The sequence below is a fragment of the Sphingopyxis sp. genome (assembly GCF_036261875.1).
In the GTDB taxonomy this organism is placed as follows: Bacteria; Pseudomonadota; Alphaproteobacteria; order Sphingomonadales; family Sphingomonadaceae; genus Sphingopyxis.
This window is the reverse complement of record NZ_DATAJZ010000024.1, coordinates 1-17,828: the sequence shown is the minus strand read 5'-3', so window position 1 is coordinate 17,828 and position 17,828 is coordinate 1. Positions and strand designations below refer to the sequence as shown.

Annotated in this window: 15 protein-coding genes and 1 pseudogene; 11 read left to right on the top strand and 5 right to left on the bottom strand. The window is 61.5% G+C overall.

Going from position 1 to position 17,828, the window contains the following annotated elements:
* Positions 1-169 precede the first annotated feature (169 nt).
* On the top strand, positions 170-1,138 hold the full coding sequence (locus tag VHO04_RS10835; RefSeq protein ID WP_062900430.1) for an SLOG family protein: 969 nt from the start codon (positions 170-172) through the stop codon (positions 1,136-1,138).
* A 186-nt stretch (positions 1,139-1,324) separates the two neighbouring features.
* Here the strand turns inward: VHO04_RS10835 and VHO04_RS10830 are convergent, their stop codons facing one another.
* From VHO04_RS10830 to VHO04_RS10820, 3 genes are all read right to left on the bottom strand, one after another.
* Entirely contained in the window at positions 1,325-1,567 is a 243-nt protein-coding gene (locus tag VHO04_RS10830; RefSeq protein WP_062902938.1) for a hypothetical protein, read from the bottom strand.
* Between the two features lie 255 nt (positions 1,568-1,822).
* Positions 1,823-2,773, bottom strand: a complete 951-nt coding sequence (locus tag VHO04_RS10825) for a nucleotidyl transferase AbiEii/AbiGii toxin family protein (protein WP_232014687.1) — start codon at positions 2,771-2,773, stop codon at positions 1,823-1,825.
* A gap of 123 nt (positions 2,774-2,896) precedes the next feature.
* On the bottom strand, positions 2,897-3,487 hold the full coding sequence (locus VHO04_RS10820) for a hypothetical protein (protein ID WP_058804221.1): 591 nt from the start codon (positions 3,485-3,487) through the stop codon (positions 2,897-2,899).
* A 202-nt stretch (positions 3,488-3,689) separates the two neighbouring features.
* Between VHO04_RS10820 and VHO04_RS10815 the strand changes: the two genes are divergently transcribed.
* The 4 genes from VHO04_RS10815 to VHO04_RS10800 all read left to right on the top strand — a co-directional run bounded on the left by VHO04_RS10815 (position 3,690) and on the right by VHO04_RS10800 (position 9,575).
* The gene (locus tag VHO04_RS10815; RefSeq protein ID WP_058804222.1) at positions 3,690-4,013 is read left to right on the top strand and encodes a ribbon-helix-helix protein, CopG family; all 324 of its coding nucleotides are present in this window, start codon (positions 3,690-3,692) and stop codon (positions 4,011-4,013) included.
* Positions 4,010-6,073 carry a type IV secretion system DNA-binding domain-containing protein gene (locus VHO04_RS10810; RefSeq protein WP_058804223.1) on the top strand — a complete coding sequence of 688 codons (2,064 nt, stop codon included), beginning with the start codon at positions 4,010-4,012 and terminating at the stop codon, positions 6,071-6,073. The genes VHO04_RS10815 and VHO04_RS10810 overlap by 4 nt, the downstream gene beginning before the upstream one ends.
* The gene (mobF, locus tag VHO04_RS10805) at positions 6,070-9,015 is read left to right on the top strand and encodes a MobF family relaxase (RefSeq protein WP_062900429.1); all 2,946 of its coding nucleotides are present in this window, start codon (positions 6,070-6,072) and stop codon (positions 9,013-9,015) included. The genes VHO04_RS10810 and mobF overlap by 4 nt, the downstream gene beginning before the upstream one ends.
* A 128-nt stretch (positions 9,016-9,143) precedes the next feature.
* The gene (locus VHO04_RS10800) at positions 9,144-9,575 is read left to right on the top strand and encodes a lytic transglycosylase domain-containing protein (RefSeq protein ID WP_058804247.1); all 432 of its coding nucleotides are present in this window, start codon (positions 9,144-9,146) and stop codon (positions 9,573-9,575) included.
* Positions 9,576-9,644: 69 nt separating this feature from the next.
* On the opposite strand, the gene VHO04_RS10795 is transcribed toward VHO04_RS10800, so the two are convergent.
* Together VHO04_RS10795 and VHO04_RS18860 are read right to left on the bottom strand one after the other, a co-directional pair.
* Positions 9,645-10,145 carry a DNA -binding domain-containing protein gene (locus tag VHO04_RS10795; RefSeq protein WP_168707799.1) on the bottom strand — a complete coding sequence of 167 codons (501 nt, stop codon included), beginning with the start codon at positions 10,143-10,145 and terminating at the stop codon, positions 9,645-9,647.
* 144 nt (positions 10,146-10,289) lie between these two features.
* Positions 10,290-10,475 (bottom strand): annotated as a pseudogene (locus VHO04_RS18860) (transcriptional regulator domain-containing protein); the annotation flags it as partial.
* 441 nt (positions 10,476-10,916) lie between these two features.
* Here VHO04_RS18860 and VHO04_RS10790 point away from each other — a divergent pair.
* The 6 genes from VHO04_RS10790 (at position 10,917) to VHO04_RS10765 (ending at position 17,713) form a co-directional block, all read left to right on the top strand.
* Positions 10,917-11,441 (top strand): sigma factor-like helix-turn-helix DNA-binding protein, encoded by a 525-nt coding sequence (locus VHO04_RS10790; protein WP_058804225.1) that lies wholly within the window; start codon positions 10,917-10,919, stop codon positions 11,439-11,441.
* 29 nt (positions 11,442-11,470) lie between these two features.
* The gene (locus tag VHO04_RS10785) at positions 11,471-12,403 is read left to right on the top strand and encodes a HEPN domain-containing protein (protein WP_329628332.1); all 933 of its coding nucleotides are present in this window, start codon (positions 11,471-11,473) and stop codon (positions 12,401-12,403) included.
* Between the two features lie 142 nt (positions 12,404-12,545).
* A complete protein-coding gene (locus VHO04_RS10780) occupies positions 12,546-13,241 on the top strand; it encodes an RNA polymerase sigma factor (protein WP_082665243.1) in 696 nt (231 codons plus the stop codon).
* On the top strand, positions 13,234-14,244 hold the full coding sequence (locus tag VHO04_RS10775; RefSeq protein WP_058804228.1) for a FecR family protein: 1,011 nt from the start codon (positions 13,234-13,236) through the stop codon (positions 14,242-14,244). The genes VHO04_RS10780 and VHO04_RS10775 overlap by 8 nt, the downstream gene beginning before the upstream one ends.
* Positions 14,245-14,336: 92 nt before the next feature.
* Positions 14,337-16,907, top strand: a complete 2,571-nt coding sequence (locus VHO04_RS10770) for a TonB-dependent receptor (RefSeq protein ID WP_082665244.1) — start codon at positions 14,337-14,339, stop codon at positions 16,905-16,907.
* Between the two features lie 11 nt (positions 16,908-16,918).
* A complete protein-coding gene (locus VHO04_RS10765; protein WP_329628331.1) occupies positions 16,919-17,713 on the top strand; it encodes a hypothetical protein in 795 nt (264 codons plus the stop codon).
* Positions 17,714-17,828 lie beyond the last annotated feature (115 nt).

The window sequence follows — 17,828 nt, the reverse complement described above, 5'->3', positions numbered from 1 at the left end:
CCACCATTTTCTTCGGCGCGGCGGGCGCGGCGTAGCCCATCGGGTGCCGGTGGCCGCCAAAGAAAATCGTGACCCCCATCGCCGCTGCGCGGTCGGGCTGCGCCCGATCCTTGACCCCGTCGCTCAGAGCCCGTGCAGGGAAGGAGACCTCTTTTTCAAGGAGGTTCTCATGACGAAGCATACACAAACCACTCGCACCGACCAAGAAATCGCTGACCTCATCGCCGCGGAAACCGTGTCGCCCGCCTTCGAAAACGCCTTCACCGAAACCACGGGCGGCTTCCGGATGGGCTATGCCGACGAGCCGACCGACGCCGACATGCCGCTCCCCCACGCGGCGGAGCTCGCTACGGAAATGGCGGTCCGCACCTTCTTCGATCTGTTCCGCGACACCCGCCTCGAAGGGATCGCCGACCGCATTGCTTGGGGCATCGTCCACAGCTTCCACAAGGTCGCGGACCAGCTCGATGCCGAAGCCGACAAGGCCGCGCTGAAGGTCAAGGATCTCGTCCGCGACGCCGACGGCAGCGAGATCCTGACCGCCGAGCTGGAGGAGGCGCAGACCTTCTGCCATTCTCTCGACGAGGCGCGCGACGCGGTGGCCTGCATGCGCGACTATGCCGCCCAGACCTTCGCCGCCGAAACCGGACGCCCATGGGCGGCACCCCGGGGGTCGCTGGTGTCGAGCAAGCGCACCGCCGCGGTGGTGGCGGCGACCGATTTCCTCGCCGCGCGGCGTCAGCGCCGGATCGACGCCCACGCCCCGCAGGGGCCCGTGGTGATCTTCTCGGGCGGGCAGCAATGGGAAGATCACGCCCTGCTGACCGAGCGGCTCGACCAGATCAAGGTGCGCATCCCGGCGATGGTGCTGGCGACGACCGCGCAGTCCAAGGGGTGCGATGCCATTGCCGCTGCATGGGCGGCCCGGACCGCAACACCGCTCGTCGCTTTCACCCTCAGCAGCAAGTTCGGGCAACGCGCGGGGTTTATGCGCAATGAGCAACTGCTCGGACTGAACCCGGTGGAAGCCCTGGTCTGCGAAGGCTCGGGGCTTCAGTCACATCTCGCCCGGCTGGTCCGCGCGAAGGGCGTGCCCGCGCATTTCTTCCGCCTTATCGACCAGCGTCTCGCCGCCTGATCGGGCGGCGCAAAGGGACGGTCCGGAGTGCCGGGCCGTCCCTTTTCTTTTTGGTGTAAGGGAAGGTCGCCCGCGCTCGTGGACCCCTGGCGGGGTCCGTCGCGCGGGCGATGCGATGGCGATGCCATCGGCCTCCTGCGCGCGGCTTCGCCGTGCTCGTCGCAGGGGCATCCCTTCGGGATAGCGTTACTTGGCGGGACGTATCGGCAGGGATTTGAGTGCCCCCACCGCCGCTTCGCCGCCGGACCGGATAGCAAGGCCTACAAGCTCTCGAAATTCGCGTTCGGTCAGTTCCTCGACGGCAAGCTCGCCGATGATCGACGCATAGCGGCCGCGCAGGGCGCGGCGGGCATTCTCCACGTCCTCGGCGACCTTGCGCTGACGCGCTTCGAGATCGGCGAGGCGTTCACGTTCACTCTTCTTGGGCATAACCATCATCCTTCAAATGGTCTGCCCGCCAGCTTCCAATTCTATCCGAAGGAATGCGCCATGATCAAACGTCAATTATCCTGGCCGGCGTGCCGCCGGCAGATGAAGAAATCCCCCCCGGCGGGGGGAACCCCCGCGCCTTCCGGCACGAGGTGTCGCAGCGACACGTCGCTGCGGTGGGCGGACGCACGCCGTTGGCGTTTGTAATGCACCCTACGCACGGGTGCTGCGGATCTGTTCCTCATTCTAATTCAGCTAGTTATGTGGATATCCTGGCTCGACCAAGATGGCGTCATCTGGCAGCCGCGGCTGCCGGTTGCGGCCGCGTTTGGCAGCCATTGGGTGCAAGCTTCTGATTTCATTTGGCATCTTTTGGCTGCCGCAGCTGCCACATGGAAAAACGCCGGTACCGACTCTATTTGGCCGGTACCGGCCTGCAAAGCCGCTCCAGCGCCCCGACGGCTTCCGGAAATGTGGGAATTTCTGTTCAGTGGCAAAGGCCATTCCGCCTACGAAGCGGGCATATTCATCCGCATAGAGCGTGTCTGATTGCAGGTGCTCCACCAGGGCCGCCATGCGTTGCGCAGGGAGCATGCCTTCCAGTGCGCCGCCACCGCGATGCGAATCGGCCATAATCGTCTCTTCAGCCAGGGCAGGGAACTGCGCGTTTGCGGAAGCGGTCGCTTCGAGCGCCGCGAGATCGTGAAGATGACGCACGATCGTCGGGTCATCACCGACCCTCTCGCGGTCGCGGGTGAGCACCCGCCAGCAGAAGGCGCTCAGCTTGTCGGCGGCTGTCTCGACCGGATCGACGCACGCAATCGCGGTGATCTCGGGTTCCAATCCACGATACTGATGGACGAAAGATGCCAGCGGCCGTTCGCCGGTCGCAAGCGGCGTGGGCTTGGCGGATATCTCGGCCTGGATATGGGGGCGGAGCGCGTCATGCCCATCGAGGATCGTTGGATAGTCCATGTCGATCTGGATGAACCCGTTGCCACTTCCGGCTTCGACCCCGGTTATGACGAATCCCGCTGCCGCCCAGGCATCGGCGAGTCCGTTCTTGAAGGCGCTCAACGCACTACGTTTTTGCCCCGGAGACTTTTCCAAGAATGCGTCCGAGAGGATGAGCTTGAAATCTAACTCCTCTGAAAATCTCTGAATCAGCCCGTGCGCTTTTAGGAGCGACGTTCCCCCTGAAAACACTGGCGTAAGGTCGGGCGTGGCCAGTTGAGAAGGACCTGAATGGCCTAGACGACATACCAGTCTTTCTCGACGAACGCTTCGTCGACGCGCAGCGCACCTGCGACGCGCCCGAGCGTTCTTGCGTCAGGCGCGTTCGAGAATGACATAGGCGCCATCATAGCCGATCCGGCGGCGGACACGGTTCTTGACGGCAATCGTTCGCCCGGTGGGGACTTGGTTCGTTCGGCCGCTGTTATAATCTCTTGTCTGGCCGGAATCGGAGACCGTTTTCCCCAGCCGCTTGAGGGCCTCGGTCGCGAGCCGCTTGATCCCGACGACGGGGGCGGGCTTGCCGGTCACCGGCGAGCGTTCGGCGCGCGCATAGAGCCCGTAGCCGATCTGGACGAGGCGGCCCTCCTCGGTGACCCTCCGCAGGGCGCGCCCAACGGCATCATAGCTGCCAAACGTCTCGAAATCCCGGCGCAGGAAGACATTGCGCTTTGAACGAGCCACGCGTCGCGCAACACGATCGGCGATCGAGTTCGAGGACATAGTCGAGCCGCGTGCCCGCCTGCGGTAACGGCCGCGACCGACACGCACGAGTTTACCATCGTCGACCAGCTTGCGCAGCACGCGGCCAATGGAATCATAATCGGCGTCGAGCGCAATCTGCGCGCGATCGACGACTTTCCCCTCGGGGACATAATCCAGAATCTGTTTCGACAGGCTCGGCATGGCTTCACCAAAATACGACGCTTACGGCATTCAGATAGTTTTGTTTGAACCGTTTTTCAAGCCGACCGTAGCTGGATCGAGATGATTGCGACAGGCCAGAACCTCGAAATATCCTTCATCGATTTGCCTGTCAGAGCCGGTTTTGCTATATAAGAGGGGCTACGCGTCCTCACTTGCCGAAGCTCCAGACCAGGAGCTTGCCATGGCAAGACTGACTATTCGTCTTCCCGACGATCTATACGACCGGCTCGCGGCCGATGCGGATGCGGCAGGCGCCTCTACCGCGGCCTTCGTTCGTGACGCCCTCGAACAGCTGAACGGCGCCGACCCCTTTGGCTTCCATGCCCGCTTCGACGAACTTCATTCGACCGTCATCCAAGTGCTCGCGATCCTCGCGTCCGACGTCGGCGCGCGCGCGCCCAAATCGCTCGCAAAGGGGATGGAAGATACAAAGCGGCTACTCCTCGACCGGGGACTGATCACCGCTGGCGACCTTCCCGCTCTGGGGGGAGGCGCGTCGTCATGAGCATCTTCCGCAACGACACGCTCGGCAGCTGGACGCGCGGCGGCCAGGCCATCGTCCACAATGTCCGGATGACCACCCAGGTCTTCTTCCAGACCACCCTCGCCGGGCTCAGCATCTGGGTCATCGGCGCCATCTGGTACGCCTTCGAAAAATCGGATGCCTATCAGCGCTTCGTCCTTACCAAGCTCATTGAGGCAAACTTCAAGGCCGACGCCGCGCCGGGGACGAACGACCCGGTCCTGTTCCGCACCCCGGATGGCCGCGAATATTGGACGTCGGCCGACTGGCTGGTCGATTCTGTGATCGCGAAGCAGGCGCTCGAAAAGCTCGAGAGCGATCTCATCGGCGGGGCGATCCTGTCCGGGGTGTTCGCGCTCGCAGCACTTGTCTTCGCCTGGTTCTATTTTACCCGGACAGGGAAGGGGCTCGGTTCCAATGAATATCTGCGCGGGGCCCACTTCGGGACAGTCCGTCAGGTACGACGCGCGCTTCGCGGCGAAGCGAAGGGCAGCTTCGCGATCGGGGGCATCAACGTCCCGAACGCTTTTGAAACCGAGCATGTTCTGATCTGCGGCGCTCCCGGCACGGGCAAGACCAACATGATCGTCAAGATGCTCGAGGGCATCCGCGCCAAGGGCAAGCGGGCGATCGTTTACGACACCGCCGGCACCTTCGTCGAGAAATTCTACCGCGAGGGGAAGGACATCCTGCTCAACCCCCTCGACGAACGGTCGGCCATCTGGTCGCCCTGGGTCGATGTTCCGCACGATTATCATTATGACCAGATCGCGGAATCGACGATCCCCGACAAGCATGGCGATCCTTTCTGGCCTAAGGCCGCGCGCGGTACTCTGGTCGCCGTGCTGCGCAAGCTCGCAGCGCAGGGACGCACCTATATATCGATCCTCCTTCACACCATCGTCCGCTCCTCGCTGAAGGATTTGTCCGCCTTCGCCGCAGGGACCGATGCGGCGGCGTTTATCTCGATGGAGGGCGAACGCACGTCGGCGGGCGTCCAGGCTGAGCTCGCGTCGGTGATGCGCAGCTTCGCCTATCTCGATGATACCGACGACGGGCTTTCGATCCGCGACTGGGTGGCGACCGAGGGGGACGACAGCTGGCTGTTCGTCACCGTGAAGGCCGACCAGCTTCCCTCGCTCCGCCCCCTCATCACGGTCTGGCTCGATATCGCGATCAGCGCGATCATGAGCCTGAAACCCGATCAGCAGCGCCGCCTCTATTGCGTGATCGACGAGCTACCCTCGCTCCAGAAACTGCCATCGCTTTCGGACTTTCTCGCACGCGCCCGCAAATATGGCGGCTGCGGCATCCTCGGGTTCCAGTCTTATCCGCAGCTCGAGGCGACATACGGCATCCAGGATGCCGCGGCGATCACCGGCTATTGCTCGACCTGGGTCGCGCTCCGGGCGAACGATACCCCCACCGCCAAGCACGTCAGCGAGAATTTGGGACAGGTCGAGCAGGTCGAGGCGAACGAGGGGATGAGCTACGGCGTCAACGACATGCGCGACGGGGTCAATCTCTCGCGCATCCAGGTGACGCGACCTCTTGTGATGCACACCGAGGTCACGAACCTCCCGAACCTGTCGGGCTATCTGCGGTTCGGTCGCGACCTGCCCGTCGTTCGCTTTGCGGATCGATACAACGACCTGCCATCCATTGGAGAGGCATTTACCGAACGCCGTCGACTTCCGCATCGCATCGCGCCTCTGCCCGCGCCGCCGTCACCATCAGGTTCGGTAGAGGCTGCCCCGTCATCGGCGAAACCGGCGAAGAACGGTGCGCCAGCGCGCAAACGGTCCGGGAAGCGCGAAGCGAATGCGAATGCGCCCGAGCTGAAGCTCGATCTCCCGATGGGCGCGTCCGATCCCGCGCCTGAAGACACGAATGGGGAGGCGCCAACCGACCGGGACGCGCCCGCCGATGGTTCGCCCGATAATCCGGCCACGCCCCTCGAAATCATCGCCCCGCACTGGGATCGCACCCTACGGCAGCACGGTCGTCCGGGCGGTCGCCGCCGGCCCGCGAAGCCTGCATGATCCATCCGCGCCGCCTTGGAGGCAAACCCGGCAATATCGCCCGCTATTATACGATCGGCGATTATTACACCAAGGGTGGGGATGAGCCCTCGGAGTGGGGCGGGAAGCTTGCGGCCGACCTCGGTCTTTCGGGGCCGGTCGACCGCAAGGCGTTCGAGGCGCTGCTCGCCGGCAAGGTCGATGGGCAGCAACTCGGGCGTATCCGGAATGGCGAAGTTCAGCATCATCCGGGGTGGGACTTTGCCGTCAAAGCCCCGAAGTCGGTGTCGATCATGGCACTGGTGACGGGCGATGAAAGGATCATCGCCGCGCATGAGCGCGCGGTCGGGACGGCCATCGCCTGGATCGAGGAGCATGCCGAACTCCGTCGGCGCATGGACGGCAAGATTACCCACGAGACGACGGGCCAGCTTCTCTATGCGCGTTTTACCGAACATGCCTCGCGCGAGCTCGATCCGCACCTCCATACCCATGTCGTCATCCTCAACATGACCCGCCATGCCGGTGACGAGCAGATGGTGAGCCTCGAATCCCGCGCCATGTTCGCCGAGCAGATGGTCGCCGGCCAGATCTATCGCAACGACCTCGCCCATGACCTCAGGGGGATTGGTTACGAGATCGAGTTCGACCCGCGCCGGGGGTTGTTCGAGATTCGGGGTGTCCCCAAGGAGCTGATCGATGCGACGTCGCGCCGGGCCGAGCAGATCAATGCGCACGCGAAGGAACATGGTTTCCAGGGCCAGGCCGAGCGATCGATTTCTTTCTTCGCGACCCGGCCCCCCAAGCAGAAAGTCGATCTCGACACGCTCCATGCCCAATGGGCAGAGCGATCGAAGGCTCACATTCCCGCGCTCGAAGCTGTCCGCGACGCCGCCGATGCGCGAGAGGAGAAGCATCTGGACGCCGATACTGCAACCGTGCGCCGCGCTGCGCTGTTCGGGCTTCGCCAGTCGGAGACACGCGAAGCGGTCAATAACCTTGGTCGGCTCATCCGCACCGGGCTCGCGTCGCATGTGGGCGATGTTCGGTTCCGAGACATTCGCCCCCTCTTCGAGGAGCATGAAGCACGGCTCAAGCTGCTAAAGACGAGAGAGCCCACCGGTGACCAAGTCCTTACGCGCGGCAGAACCTCGCGCCGCGCCGCGCGGCTCGAGATCGCGCTATCGACGCATATCTCGCTAAGCCTTGGCGATGGGGTTCCGCTTGCGTCGCGGGAACGGATCGACACGTCGCTGCGCGGGAGCATTCTCAATGATGACCAGCGACAGGTGCTCGCCGAAATCGCGATATCCAGTGACCGCGTCATGGGTGTTCACGGCGTCGCCGGCTCGGGCAAATCGACTCTCATCAAGCAGTTGAAGGCCGCGGCCGATCCGGGCTGGACCTTCATCGGATTGGCGCCGACCTCATCGGCGACCGCGAAACTCGGCCAGGACGCGGGTATCGACTCTCGTACCGTCGCCGCGCTCCTAGGCGGCGGCGGGCATGATATTACCGACCGTCATGTCCTGGTCGTCGACGAGGCTGGCCAACTCGGTAGCCGACAAGCGCAGCGGATATTGCAGATCAGCCACGACACCGGTGCGCGCGTTCTTCTTCTCGGCGACAACAAGCAGACCGGGGCGATCGAGCAGGGCAAACCATTCTGGCTGATGCAGAAGCTGGGCCTGCCGACGGCTGAACTGACGGAGGCGGTCCGACAGCAAACCCAGTCGATGAAGGCCGCGGTGGCGAGCGCGCGCAGCGGGGATTATGCCGCGTCACTCCAATCGCTCGACAAGATCGTCAGCGGCGAGGGCGCGGACAAACTTGCGGCTAACCTCGTCGCGGAATGGACGCGGCTCAAACCCGAGAACCGCGACAAGACCAATATCTTGGTTCTCGACAACGCGACCAGGCTGATCGTCAACACGCAGATCCGCGAAGTTCTGAAGCGGGAAGGGGCCGTTGCCGCCGAAGACGCGCGCATCGATATTCTTTCGCCCTCCGGTATGACCGACCAGGAGAAGCATTTTGCCCGGTTTTATTCGGGTGGCCAGGTCGTGACCTTCGCCCGCGACAATGCCGGGCTCGGTATCGCCGCCGGCGCCGAATATCGTGTCGACGGTATCGCACGCGATGCTCGCGGACGCCAGCTCGTGCGGCTTGTCGACGAGAAGGGTGGGACGATCCTCTGGAATCCCCGTCTCGGCCGCGCGTCGCAAGTCAATGTGTTCGTCGAGGACAAACGCGACATCGCCGCGGGCGATCGCATTCAGTGGCGGCTTGCGACCAGGGAGCTCGGCCTCAAAAATGCGGAGCGCGGGACGATCGAGCGTCTAGACGGGACGATCGCGACTATTCGCTGGGACCGGAGCGTCGAGCCGCAGAAGATCGACCTCTCCGTTCATCGCACCTGGGATTATGGCTACGCCGAAACTGTCTATTCGGCGCAGTCGAAGACCTATGACCGCGTCTATGTCCTTGCCCCGGTCGGATCGGGCCTCGTCAATGGCCAGAATTACTACACCGCCATCACTCGTGCTCGTTACGGCGTGAAACTCTGGACCGAGGACCGTGATCGCCTCGTGCAGAAGCTCGAGAAGCATTCTGGCGAAAAGACGTCCTCGCTCGAAGGCTTGGGACGTCTCTGGCGCGACAGCCACCACATCCGCGGCGCCCGGCTCGCTGAAAGTCTCGACCGGGCGCGCGAGCTGATGCTAAGCACGCGTGCGGATCGCGCCGAGCGAAGGGCCGAGCGCGAGCGCGAATGGAACGAGGTTCTGCGTCCGCCATCGCTTGCGGAAATGCTCGCGGGCCGCGCGAGAGACGGCATGTCGAAGCTCGATTCCTATCTGAACGGCATTCTCGCTGGCTCGACGAAGAGCCAGCGCGCGCAAGCACCGACTGATCCCGAGCCCGCAGAGCAACCGCATTCCCGACAGCAAGGACATGATCGATGAACATATTCCCGTTTCCACGGACAGCCGAACTCGCCAGCGCGCCTATCGGGGTCCGCGCTTCGCAAGGTTTGCGGTTTGGGGTGACGGCGGCCATCTTCACCTTGGCATTCGGCATCTCACTGCCGGCAATGGCTCGCGCGCCAGTCGCGACGGGCGATGCTGAGATCGCTCGCTGCATCCGCAGCGCCGCCCATGGCAAGCCGTGGCTCGAACGCACGCTTTGGGGTCTGCGCGATCAGGAAGGCGGCTGGATCGGCGCCGCTGTCGTCAACAGCAATGGCACTCATGATCTGGGGCCGTTGCAAATCAACAGCTGGTGGGTGCCCAAAATTGCGACGCTCGTGGGGCGGCCCGAAACCCATGTTCGGCATTGGCTCCAGAACGATGCCTGTTTCAATGCGGAGGCGGCGCGCTGGATATTCCTGTCGGGGCTCGCGGCGGCCGGCGATTATTGGAAGGCGATCGGCGTCTATCATAGCCCGACGGGTTGGAGGCAACTGCGCTACGCGGCGAGCGTCTCGCAGCATCTACGCAGAAGATTCGGCAGCCAAATATGGTGAGCGCGCAAGATAGCGATGACATGTGTGCAGCCCGCAAATTGCCCCCAGGCACCGGCTATTTGCGACAAATTATTCGAACCATGGCCCTCCCAGCGGATCGGAAAGACGACTTCGGGCTGTCCGAACCAGCCGTTGCACCCTCAGGCGATGAGACGAATTTTCTCGGCGCCAGCGCTTGGGCGCGATTGCATCTGGGAACAATTCCCTCGCGATCTCTTGTTCGCTGGCGCCGGCAAGTATTGCATCGCCGATACGAAGTTCCATTATCCACCTTGCAGCCCGCTGTTCGCGGGGAATCATTGACCTTGGTAAGCGGCCATTTTCAAACAGGGCGAGCAACTGTCGTAGTGCTTCCAGTTTTGGTTTTGCCGATCGTACGCCACTCAATTGATATTCAAGCCTTGCCGGGCCGCCGAGTAGCGAACCGCCATGCACGTCCAGCCTGACGATCCAGTGCCCGTCACTGAATAGCCAATGTTCCGTCTGGCTCGCATCAATTTCAACCGAGACGAATGACGCGAAGTCCCGAATATCGAACAGGTCACTCGAAGCCGCTCGCCGGCCGGTCAAGTGACTCCTCACAACCTTCGGGTCCAGTTTTGTGCTCCAGATCGGTCGCGCCACGGGAGATGCGAGAGCCGGATCGACCCATGCGACGAGGCCAACACATTTGGGCGCGTCTGACGGCAGTGTATCACGCGCGCTCCAAAGGCTGCGATAGAATCCGTTCCGCCGTAGCCATTCCCACGCGAACGCGCGGCGATCGCACCGCAACAACGCATCATATTCGCGAGGATCGCACCAGTCAGATGCTGGGGGATCGTGACGGCGCGGGCATAAGGTGCTGGGTCGGCTGGCGAAAATGGCATCGCGGCGCTGGGTTTTTCCTCCCGACGCCATCTCAGCTCATTCACCGCGGACAAACTGATCGCGAGAGAAGTGCGACGGCAAATGCGCGGCAGCTAGCTGCCGCGCATAGATCGATGGCTGGCGCACGCATGCAGCGTCGAACCGAAGATTTGGATTGTGTGAATTCAAGATCGACCCCGATAGGCGGCGCGCTCGGCGCGTCTGCGCAGTTCATCGGTCATCGTGATTGCTGATCACTACCCCCGGACTTTCCAGTGAGAATTTCCGGGGGGCGAACTTACTTTGCCCGACACTATCGCAAGGTTCGATGGTGCGCGGCATCCTGCCCGCTCGTCGGCACTCAATGGCTGATCGATGCATCCCACGACTGCGCGATCGGTGTCGGACAGGAAGGGGAGTGGGAAGGATGGAAGCGAGGACAGCGGGTTGCGTACCCGCTGGAGTCCTCGGCTGCCATCAAGGATATATTCCATGGACACCGTTCATCTTTGCGCGCTCCTCCGGGAACTGCGCGACCAACTCGCCGACGAAAGCAGGTTCTTGGGCGTCGTCAGCCGTCGCAGACGTCGACGTGAACTTCTCGCACGCGTGCAGGCCGTGCTTGCGGTCGATGCCGACGACACCGCTCCGTCAGGTCTCATTGAGGCGACCAGGCAGGCCTGGGCGGCCGAAGACCGCGTGCTCATCGCCGATCGGGCACCTTGTCGCGTCGATCGCGCGGGCGTGTGGATCGGCGCCTGGATCCGCGCCGCAACCGGCCCCGGCAGCCGTGAAAGCATCGATCCCGAGCGCTTGGCGGCCGCCATCGCCGCGCTGCCGCCTCTTGCCCGAGACGTGTTCACATTGTCCTCCCGCGGCAGCCTCGACTATCCGGCGATCGCCGCGGCCCTTGGCATTTCGGAGGATTTGGTTCGTCGCGAACTTGCCGCGGCGCTTGTCGCGATCGATCAGACTCTGACGATCCAGCAGCGCGATAACCCGTCGCCCATTGCCTGATGGCCCCCAGTCATGCAGGAAGAATTGTCATGCGCACGGACATTACGCACCTTCCCGCCCGCGGCCAGCGCGAACTCGAGGCCATCGTGCAGGCGATTTTCGAAGAATTCGAAGATGCCCACAAGCTCGCGAACGGCGAACGCAAGGCTGGCCGGATCCTGAAAGTCATTCTCTATGGCTCGATGGCGCGCGGCGAGGGGATATACGAGCCGCACACCGAGAAGGGCTATGTCTCGAACTATGACATCCTCGTCATCGTCAATCAGGTCGAACTTACCGATCACGAATATTGGTATCATCTCGAGAACCGGCTGGCGCGCGATTATATGGTTCTTCACCGGCTGCGTCATCCGGTGAGCCTGATCGTCCACACGCTCCAAGAGGTGAATAATAATCTCGCCGATGGACGCTTCTTTTTCTTGGACGTCGTCAAGGATGCGGTTGCGCTGTATCAATCGGACGACAGCGAGCTCGCGACGCCACGACCCAAGCGCCCTGCGGATGCGCTCGCGCTGGCACGCGAATATTTTGACGAATGGTACCCGAGCGCCGGCGAGTTCTTTGCCATGTTCGAAGCTGCTCAAAATCAAGGGTTTCGAAAGAATGCCGCGTTTCAGCTGCATCAGGCTACTGAGCGTCTCTATCACACGTTGCTGCTGACCTGCACGCTGTACACGCCGCACAGCCATAATCTGGAAAATCTCCGCAACCAGGCGAGGAAGGTCGACCGGCGCCTCGTCCATGTCTGGCCCGACGACGACAGGCAGTCGCGCCGCCGCTTCAGCCTCTTGAAGGACGCCTATGTCAAAGCCCGCTATTCGAAACATTATCGGATCAGCGCGGAAGATCTCGCATGGCTGGGCGAGCGCGTGCAGGAGCTGAGCGCGATCGTCCGGGAAATCTGCACCGAGAAACTGGCTGAGCTCGAACGCGCTGCCGCGTCAGAGTCGGGCAATATCTGATCCTGTGCCGGACGGTTGCCACGCTCAGGACCGGTGCTGAGCGGGCGCGGCGTAAATTCTGCTGTTGCAACGACAAGCTACCCTCGTCATGATGCGCGAAGGGGATGGGTGAACCCGTCTCCTGATCTACAAACGCCCGACTATGCGGGTCGGCCGTCACATCGTTACGCAATTGGCCTGCACACGGGCAATGCTGCGTCATGCTTTGCTGATCGGCTTTCAATTCCATGCCACCAAATCTTCAGACCTCGTCTCGGCGCACGCGGCGTTCTGCAGCGGGTATTGCGGCATGAACCGATCCGATAATGATCGCGCCCCTGTGCCGGAAACCGGCGAAAATGATCGGTTGATCGACCGGTTGTTCCGGTCGGAGGCGCCGCGCCTCGCACGCCTCTTCCGCCGATCGATCCGGAACCAAGATGAGGTGCACGACCTTGTTCAGGACACATTTGTCAATTTCGTCGAGGCGCGCCCTAGGTCTAAGGTGCGCACCCCCGCTGCCTATCTCCGCACGATTGCCCGAAGTCTGTTGTGGGAGCGCACGCGGCGTCCCCGCGCCCATGATCGAGCAAACCATGTCCCGGTGGACGAGGCCCACGAGTTGTGGGTCGATCCGGAACAGGAATGGATGATGGAGGCGTCGGATTTCATGCGCCGCTACGAGGAGGCGCTTTCAGAACTTCCATCGCGAACGCGGGAAGTATTCCGGCTCCATCGGCAGGAAGAACTGACCTATCAGGAGATCGCCGAGAAGCTCGGTATCACCGTTGACGGTGTCAAATACCATATGAAGAAGGCACTGCTCTATCTCGATCACAGGGTGAACGCCAATGGCTGAAACACATCGCTATGAGCAAGATCAGCTCCGCCGCGAGGCCGGCGAATGGTTCGTTATCATGAACGATGAGAATGTGAGTGAGGAAGACGAGCGGGAATTTAAGCGATGGCTCGCGCGTGGTGCGCTGCATCGCGCGACCTATAATCGCATCGCTGGCCTTCATTCCGCCGGCAAGCGCGTCGATTGGGAAAACCTGCCGCCGCCCAAGCCGGTGCGCGGGACGGCCAAACGCGTCTGGATCACCGTAATCGGATGCATGGCGCTCATAGGCTTCGTCGCATGGCGCGCGAGCGGAGCACCAGCCTTCTGGCCGGAAGCGGATACGACACAAATGGCGCAGGGCCACGCGGACGCATCGCTCCAATATTCGACCGAAGCTGGCGAGGTGCGCGAGTTTTCACTTCCGGATGGGTCTCGCCTGACCTTGGACGGTGACACCACGATCCGAGCATGGTTTCGATCTGGCGAGCGCCGTCTACGACTAGGCCGCGGCCGAGCGCGCTTCGATGTCGCGCACGAAGAACGTCCGTTTGTCGTTGACGCGGGCGACAGCGAGATCGTTGCCGTGGGAACTGTCTTTGACGTAGCTTTTCGCGACAAGCGCACGGTGGAGATTCATCTCCTGCGGGGCGCCATTGACGTTCGCCGAGCGCAGTCGGCAGGGAAGGCTGAACCGATCCGGCTCGAGCCAGGTGACGAGCTCCGCTATGCGATCGAAGGTTCGGGCAACTCGGCAAGTGTTCAAAAACGAGGAACGGAAGCCGACTGGACGGAGGGCGTGTCCGAAGCGCAGGAAGCGCGCGTTGCAGATCTCATAGCCAGAGTGAACAATCGATCAGCGACTAAAATCTACCTTGAAGACCCCGCCATCGCGCCGCGCATCGTGTCTGGGCTAAACGGGATCGATGACCCGGAATTGCTCGCTGAGAATCTGTCGAATCTTTACGATCTGCAGATAACGCGGAGCGGGAACCGCATTATTTTAGGCGATCCGCAGAAATAACGCTTCCTTCGACTACCCTGCGCAGCGTGCGCAACGCTCATACCCTGTAGGCACGGGCAAGAACTCGCCTGGCTGTACTGAGGGGAGAGTCCATGCAATTTCGTTACAGCGTGGCGGGCTTCGTGCTCGCCGCGACCACCAGCTTTGTGCCGGTTGCTTCAGCGATCGCTGCTGAGTCCGCCATCACCGCCAGCTATGATCTTCCTGCCCAGGATCTGTCTTCCGCGCTGAATACAGTGCGCCGAATTTCCGGCACAAACATCGTCTTCGACAATGAAGACGTCCGACAGCGAAAGGCGCCGCGGTTGGCGGGAAACTTCACTCCTGAGGAAGCCGTCAGGCGTCTGATCGAGGGATCCGGTCTGGTCGTCCGAAATACGAAAAGTGCGATTATAATCGGCCGGGCCGGTACACCGCGTTCTCCGGACCAAGTCGAGACAGCCGAGCAGGAGATCACCGTTACGGGATCGCGCATCAAAGGCGCGCGACTTGCATCGCCCGAGATCAGAATTGATCGCGGCGATATTCAGCGAGCCGGGTTTGGTGATCTTGGCGAAGCCGTGAGATCGATCCCGCAAAATTTCGGCGGGGGCCAAAACCCGGGGGTCGGGAAGGGCGCTCGCTCTGGTGCAAATACTAACGATAATGTGACCGGAGGTTCCGCCGTCAACTTGCGCGGCCTCGGAGCCGATGCAACGCTCACCCTTCTGAACGGTCACAGATTGTCTTTTGGGGGTTCGGCGCAGGGCATCGATATTTCCGGTATCCCGACTGAAGCCATCGAGCGCGTCGAAATCATTCCTGACGGCTCATCGGCGCTTTATGGTTCCGATGCGGTGGCTGGCGTCGTGAACGTCATTTTGCGGCGTTCCTTTGACGGCGTTACCGCTAACGCGCGCGTCGGCACGGCAACCGATGGAGGCGGCACTTCGCAGCTTTATCAGATCGTGGCTGGCAAGCAGTGGCAGAGCGGTAACCTGCTCGTCGCATATGGTTTTCGCCGAAATGAGGAGGTGGATGCAGAGGATCGGGACTATACCAACTATCTCCCGGAACCTTATCCGCTGATCAAAGGGCAGCGCGTGCACTCCGCGCTCGTAAGCGGGTCACAAAGCCTGTTCGATGATGTGCGCTTCAGTCTCGACGCTACCTTCGTGGATCGGGCCATGGACGGGAGCTACAACACGAATAACATCCTTAGCGTCTCCCATACGACCGATCGCTCGCTTTCGATCAGCCCGTCTCTGACCATCCCCGTCGATGACAACTGGTCGCTTTCGGTCGCGAGCACCTATGCGAGAAGTCGGAATCGGCGCCAAACCGCGTCGTCATCGAACGGCACCGTATTCCTCCGCGAAGACTTTTGTTACTGCCATTCGCTCCACGCCGTTGAAGCCTATCTGGAAGGCTCAGCGCTGTCGTTGCCCGCAGGGGATGTGCGGGCGGTGCTGGGCGCCGGCTACCGGAAAAATCGCTATCGCGTTCACGGGAGATCGTCGGCGAACGGAGATCAATTCGTCACAACTGGAGGGGATCAGAGCGATACCTACGCATTCGGCGAAATCCAGATCCCGGTCATTTCAGGGCTGAACGAAACGGCATTCGCAAAGGCACTGACGATCTCGGTAGCCGGCCGCTACGACCGGTACAATTATAGCGGTAGCGTCACAACGCCGAAGATCGGCCTGATTTACAGCCCAAATAATGCCGTCGACCTGAAATTCTCCTGGGGGCGTTCGTTCAAAGCTCCCACCCTCGCGTCCATTTATCAGACGCAATATGCGTACCTCCTTCCGCTGACATATTTTGGGAGGAGCGACGCTGCACCAGATGAATCAGCCCTCTATCTTGATGGCGGTTCCACATCATTGCGGCCGGAGCGAGCCACAACCTGGACTGCGACGGTCGCCTTTCACCCCAAGTCGTTGCCGGGGCTTAACGCGGACCTGTCCTACTTCCGGGTGAAATATATCGACCGTGTTCGCACTCCAATCGGGTTTTACCCCGAAGCACTCAGTCCGAATTATGCGAACTATGTCACACTGAATCCCAGCGAAGTGGCGCTCCAGGCAGCCATCAATGGCGCGTCCGGCGGCTTCCTCAATTATACCGCCGGGGCCTACGACCCGGCGTCGGTCCTGTACCTCATCGACAACAGAAATATGAATGTCGCGGCGCAAAAAATCGAGGGCGTGGATGTCAATTTGTCCTATCGCCTGGATCTGCACGACGGCGCGCTGGTCACAGCGTTGAATGGCAGTTGGCTTCGCAGCCGCCAGAAGAACGGATCAGCTTTCCCCTATTTTGACCTTGCCGGAACGATCTGGAACCCACCCCATTTTCGATCGCGCGCCAGTGTCGGTTGGGAAGGGAATTCCGCCGAAGCATTCGTCTATTTCAACTATATTGGAGGCGTCGAAGATCGTCGTGCGGCGCTCCCGATTGACGGGCGATCAATGTTTACCGTCGATCTTTCGCTCAGCTATCGAACGTCCACTTCCGGCGGCTTTCCGAACGGTTTCCGTATCGGTCTCAGCGTCGAGAATCTGTTCGACAAGCGGCCCCCCTATTTGGCGCCGGCACCCTTCACGGAACCCTATGACTCGACCAATTATTCCCCAATGGGGCGCTTTGTCGCGTTGTCGCTATCGCAGTCTTTCTAATGGCCCTCGTCATGGAATGCATCGCGCGGCGATCGGCGAACCGCGCGTTCACGTTAATTTTCCTTACTACCGCAGCGCTGCCGGGTGCGGCTTTCTCACAAGCTGCGCCGCTGCCACCGACGGCGCCCGCTCTGCAAGTTGTGGCTACGAATGCGACCGGCGTCGACTTGCAATCAGCGAGGGACACAAGCCCGTCATGTCCGACGATAGTTCCTCCGGTCGCATCGCAATCGATAGCACGAAGTGTGGAGGCGGATGATATCATTCGCCTCCGCGATTTCGGAAAGATGGATGCGTCTGAGGCAGACCCGGGCGGCTTTGCTGTGTCGCCCGACGGAAGATATCTGGCAATCCAGCTTCGACAGGCGGACCCCGTCTCCAACAGCTACTGCCAAGCCCTGCTGATTTATGATCTCGGCAATGTTCGAACTGCGCCGCGCATTGTCGACATGGGCGGCGACTACGTGCGCCGGACGATTACGCTCTACGGTCTCGAGGGCTTCCCCACCGGCACTCCGGAACCTTTGACGCCGAAATGGTCAAAAGATGGCAAGTGGCTGGCCTTCCTGAAACGAGAAGAAGGAATCACGCGACTTTTCGTGACCGCGCTGTCCGAAGGTGGCACGAGAAGTATCTCTGACGGGCGTTTCGACGTCGCCGACTTCGCCTGGTCAGATGACGCATCGCAGTTGCGCTATCGACAACGGGAAAATCACGCCGCTGCCATAGAACGACTGCAAACCGAGGGGCGAAGCGGTTTCCAATTCGACGAGCGATTTTGGGTCGCGTCCGTCAAGGTGGTGTAATTTCGGCTGTGGCCGTGGGCCATCGTCAGGCGGCTTTGGCGGTGATGTGTAGGGGCTGATTTTCCTCCTCGATCATGGGTTGGTTGAGTTCGGCCATGCCTTCGATCTGCATGTA

Bases quoted from the DNA above. Each gene is read 5' to 3' on its own strand.
- VHO04_RS10835 (WP_062900430.1), top strand. From the start codon at position 170: ATGACGAAGCATACACAAACCACTCGCACCGACCAAGAAATCGCTGAC.
- VHO04_RS10830 (WP_062902938.1), bottom strand. From the start codon at position 1,567: ATGCCCAAGAAGAGTGAACGTGAACGCCTCGCCGATCTCGAAGCGCGT.
- VHO04_RS10820 (WP_058804221.1), bottom strand. From the start codon at position 3,487: ATGCCGAGCCTGTCGAAACAGATTCTGGATTATGTCCCCGAGGGGAAA.
- VHO04_RS10815 (WP_058804222.1), top strand. From the start codon at position 3,690: ATGGCAAGACTGACTATTCGTCTTCCCGACGATCTATACGACCGGCTC.
- VHO04_RS10810 (WP_058804223.1), top strand. From the start codon at position 4,010: ATGAGCATCTTCCGCAACGACACGCTCGGCAGCTGGACGCGCGGCGGC.
- mobF (WP_062900429.1), top strand. From the start codon at position 6,070: ATGATCCATCCGCGCCGCCTTGGAGGCAAACCCGGCAATATCGCCCGC.
- VHO04_RS10800 (WP_058804247.1), top strand. From the start codon at position 9,144: ATGGCTCGCGCGCCAGTCGCGACGGGCGATGCTGAGATCGCTCGCTGC.
- VHO04_RS10790 (WP_058804225.1), top strand. From the start codon at position 10,917: ATGGACACCGTTCATCTTTGCGCGCTCCTCCGGGAACTGCGCGACCAA.
- VHO04_RS10785 (WP_329628332.1), top strand. From the start codon at position 11,471: ATGCGCACGGACATTACGCACCTTCCCGCCCGCGGCCAGCGCGAACTC.
- VHO04_RS10780 (WP_082665243.1), top strand. From the start codon at position 12,546: ATGCGGGTCGGCCGTCACATCGTTACGCAATTGGCCTGCACACGGGCA.
- VHO04_RS10775 (WP_058804228.1), top strand. From the start codon at position 13,234: ATGGCTGAAACACATCGCTATGAGCAAGATCAGCTCCGCCGCGAGGCC.
- VHO04_RS10770 (WP_082665244.1), top strand. From the start codon at position 14,337: ATGCAATTTCGTTACAGCGTGGCGGGCTTCGTGCTCGCCGCGACCACC.
- VHO04_RS10765 (WP_329628331.1), top strand. From the start codon at position 16,919: ATGGAATGCATCGCGCGGCGATCGGCGAACCGCGCGTTCACGTTAATT.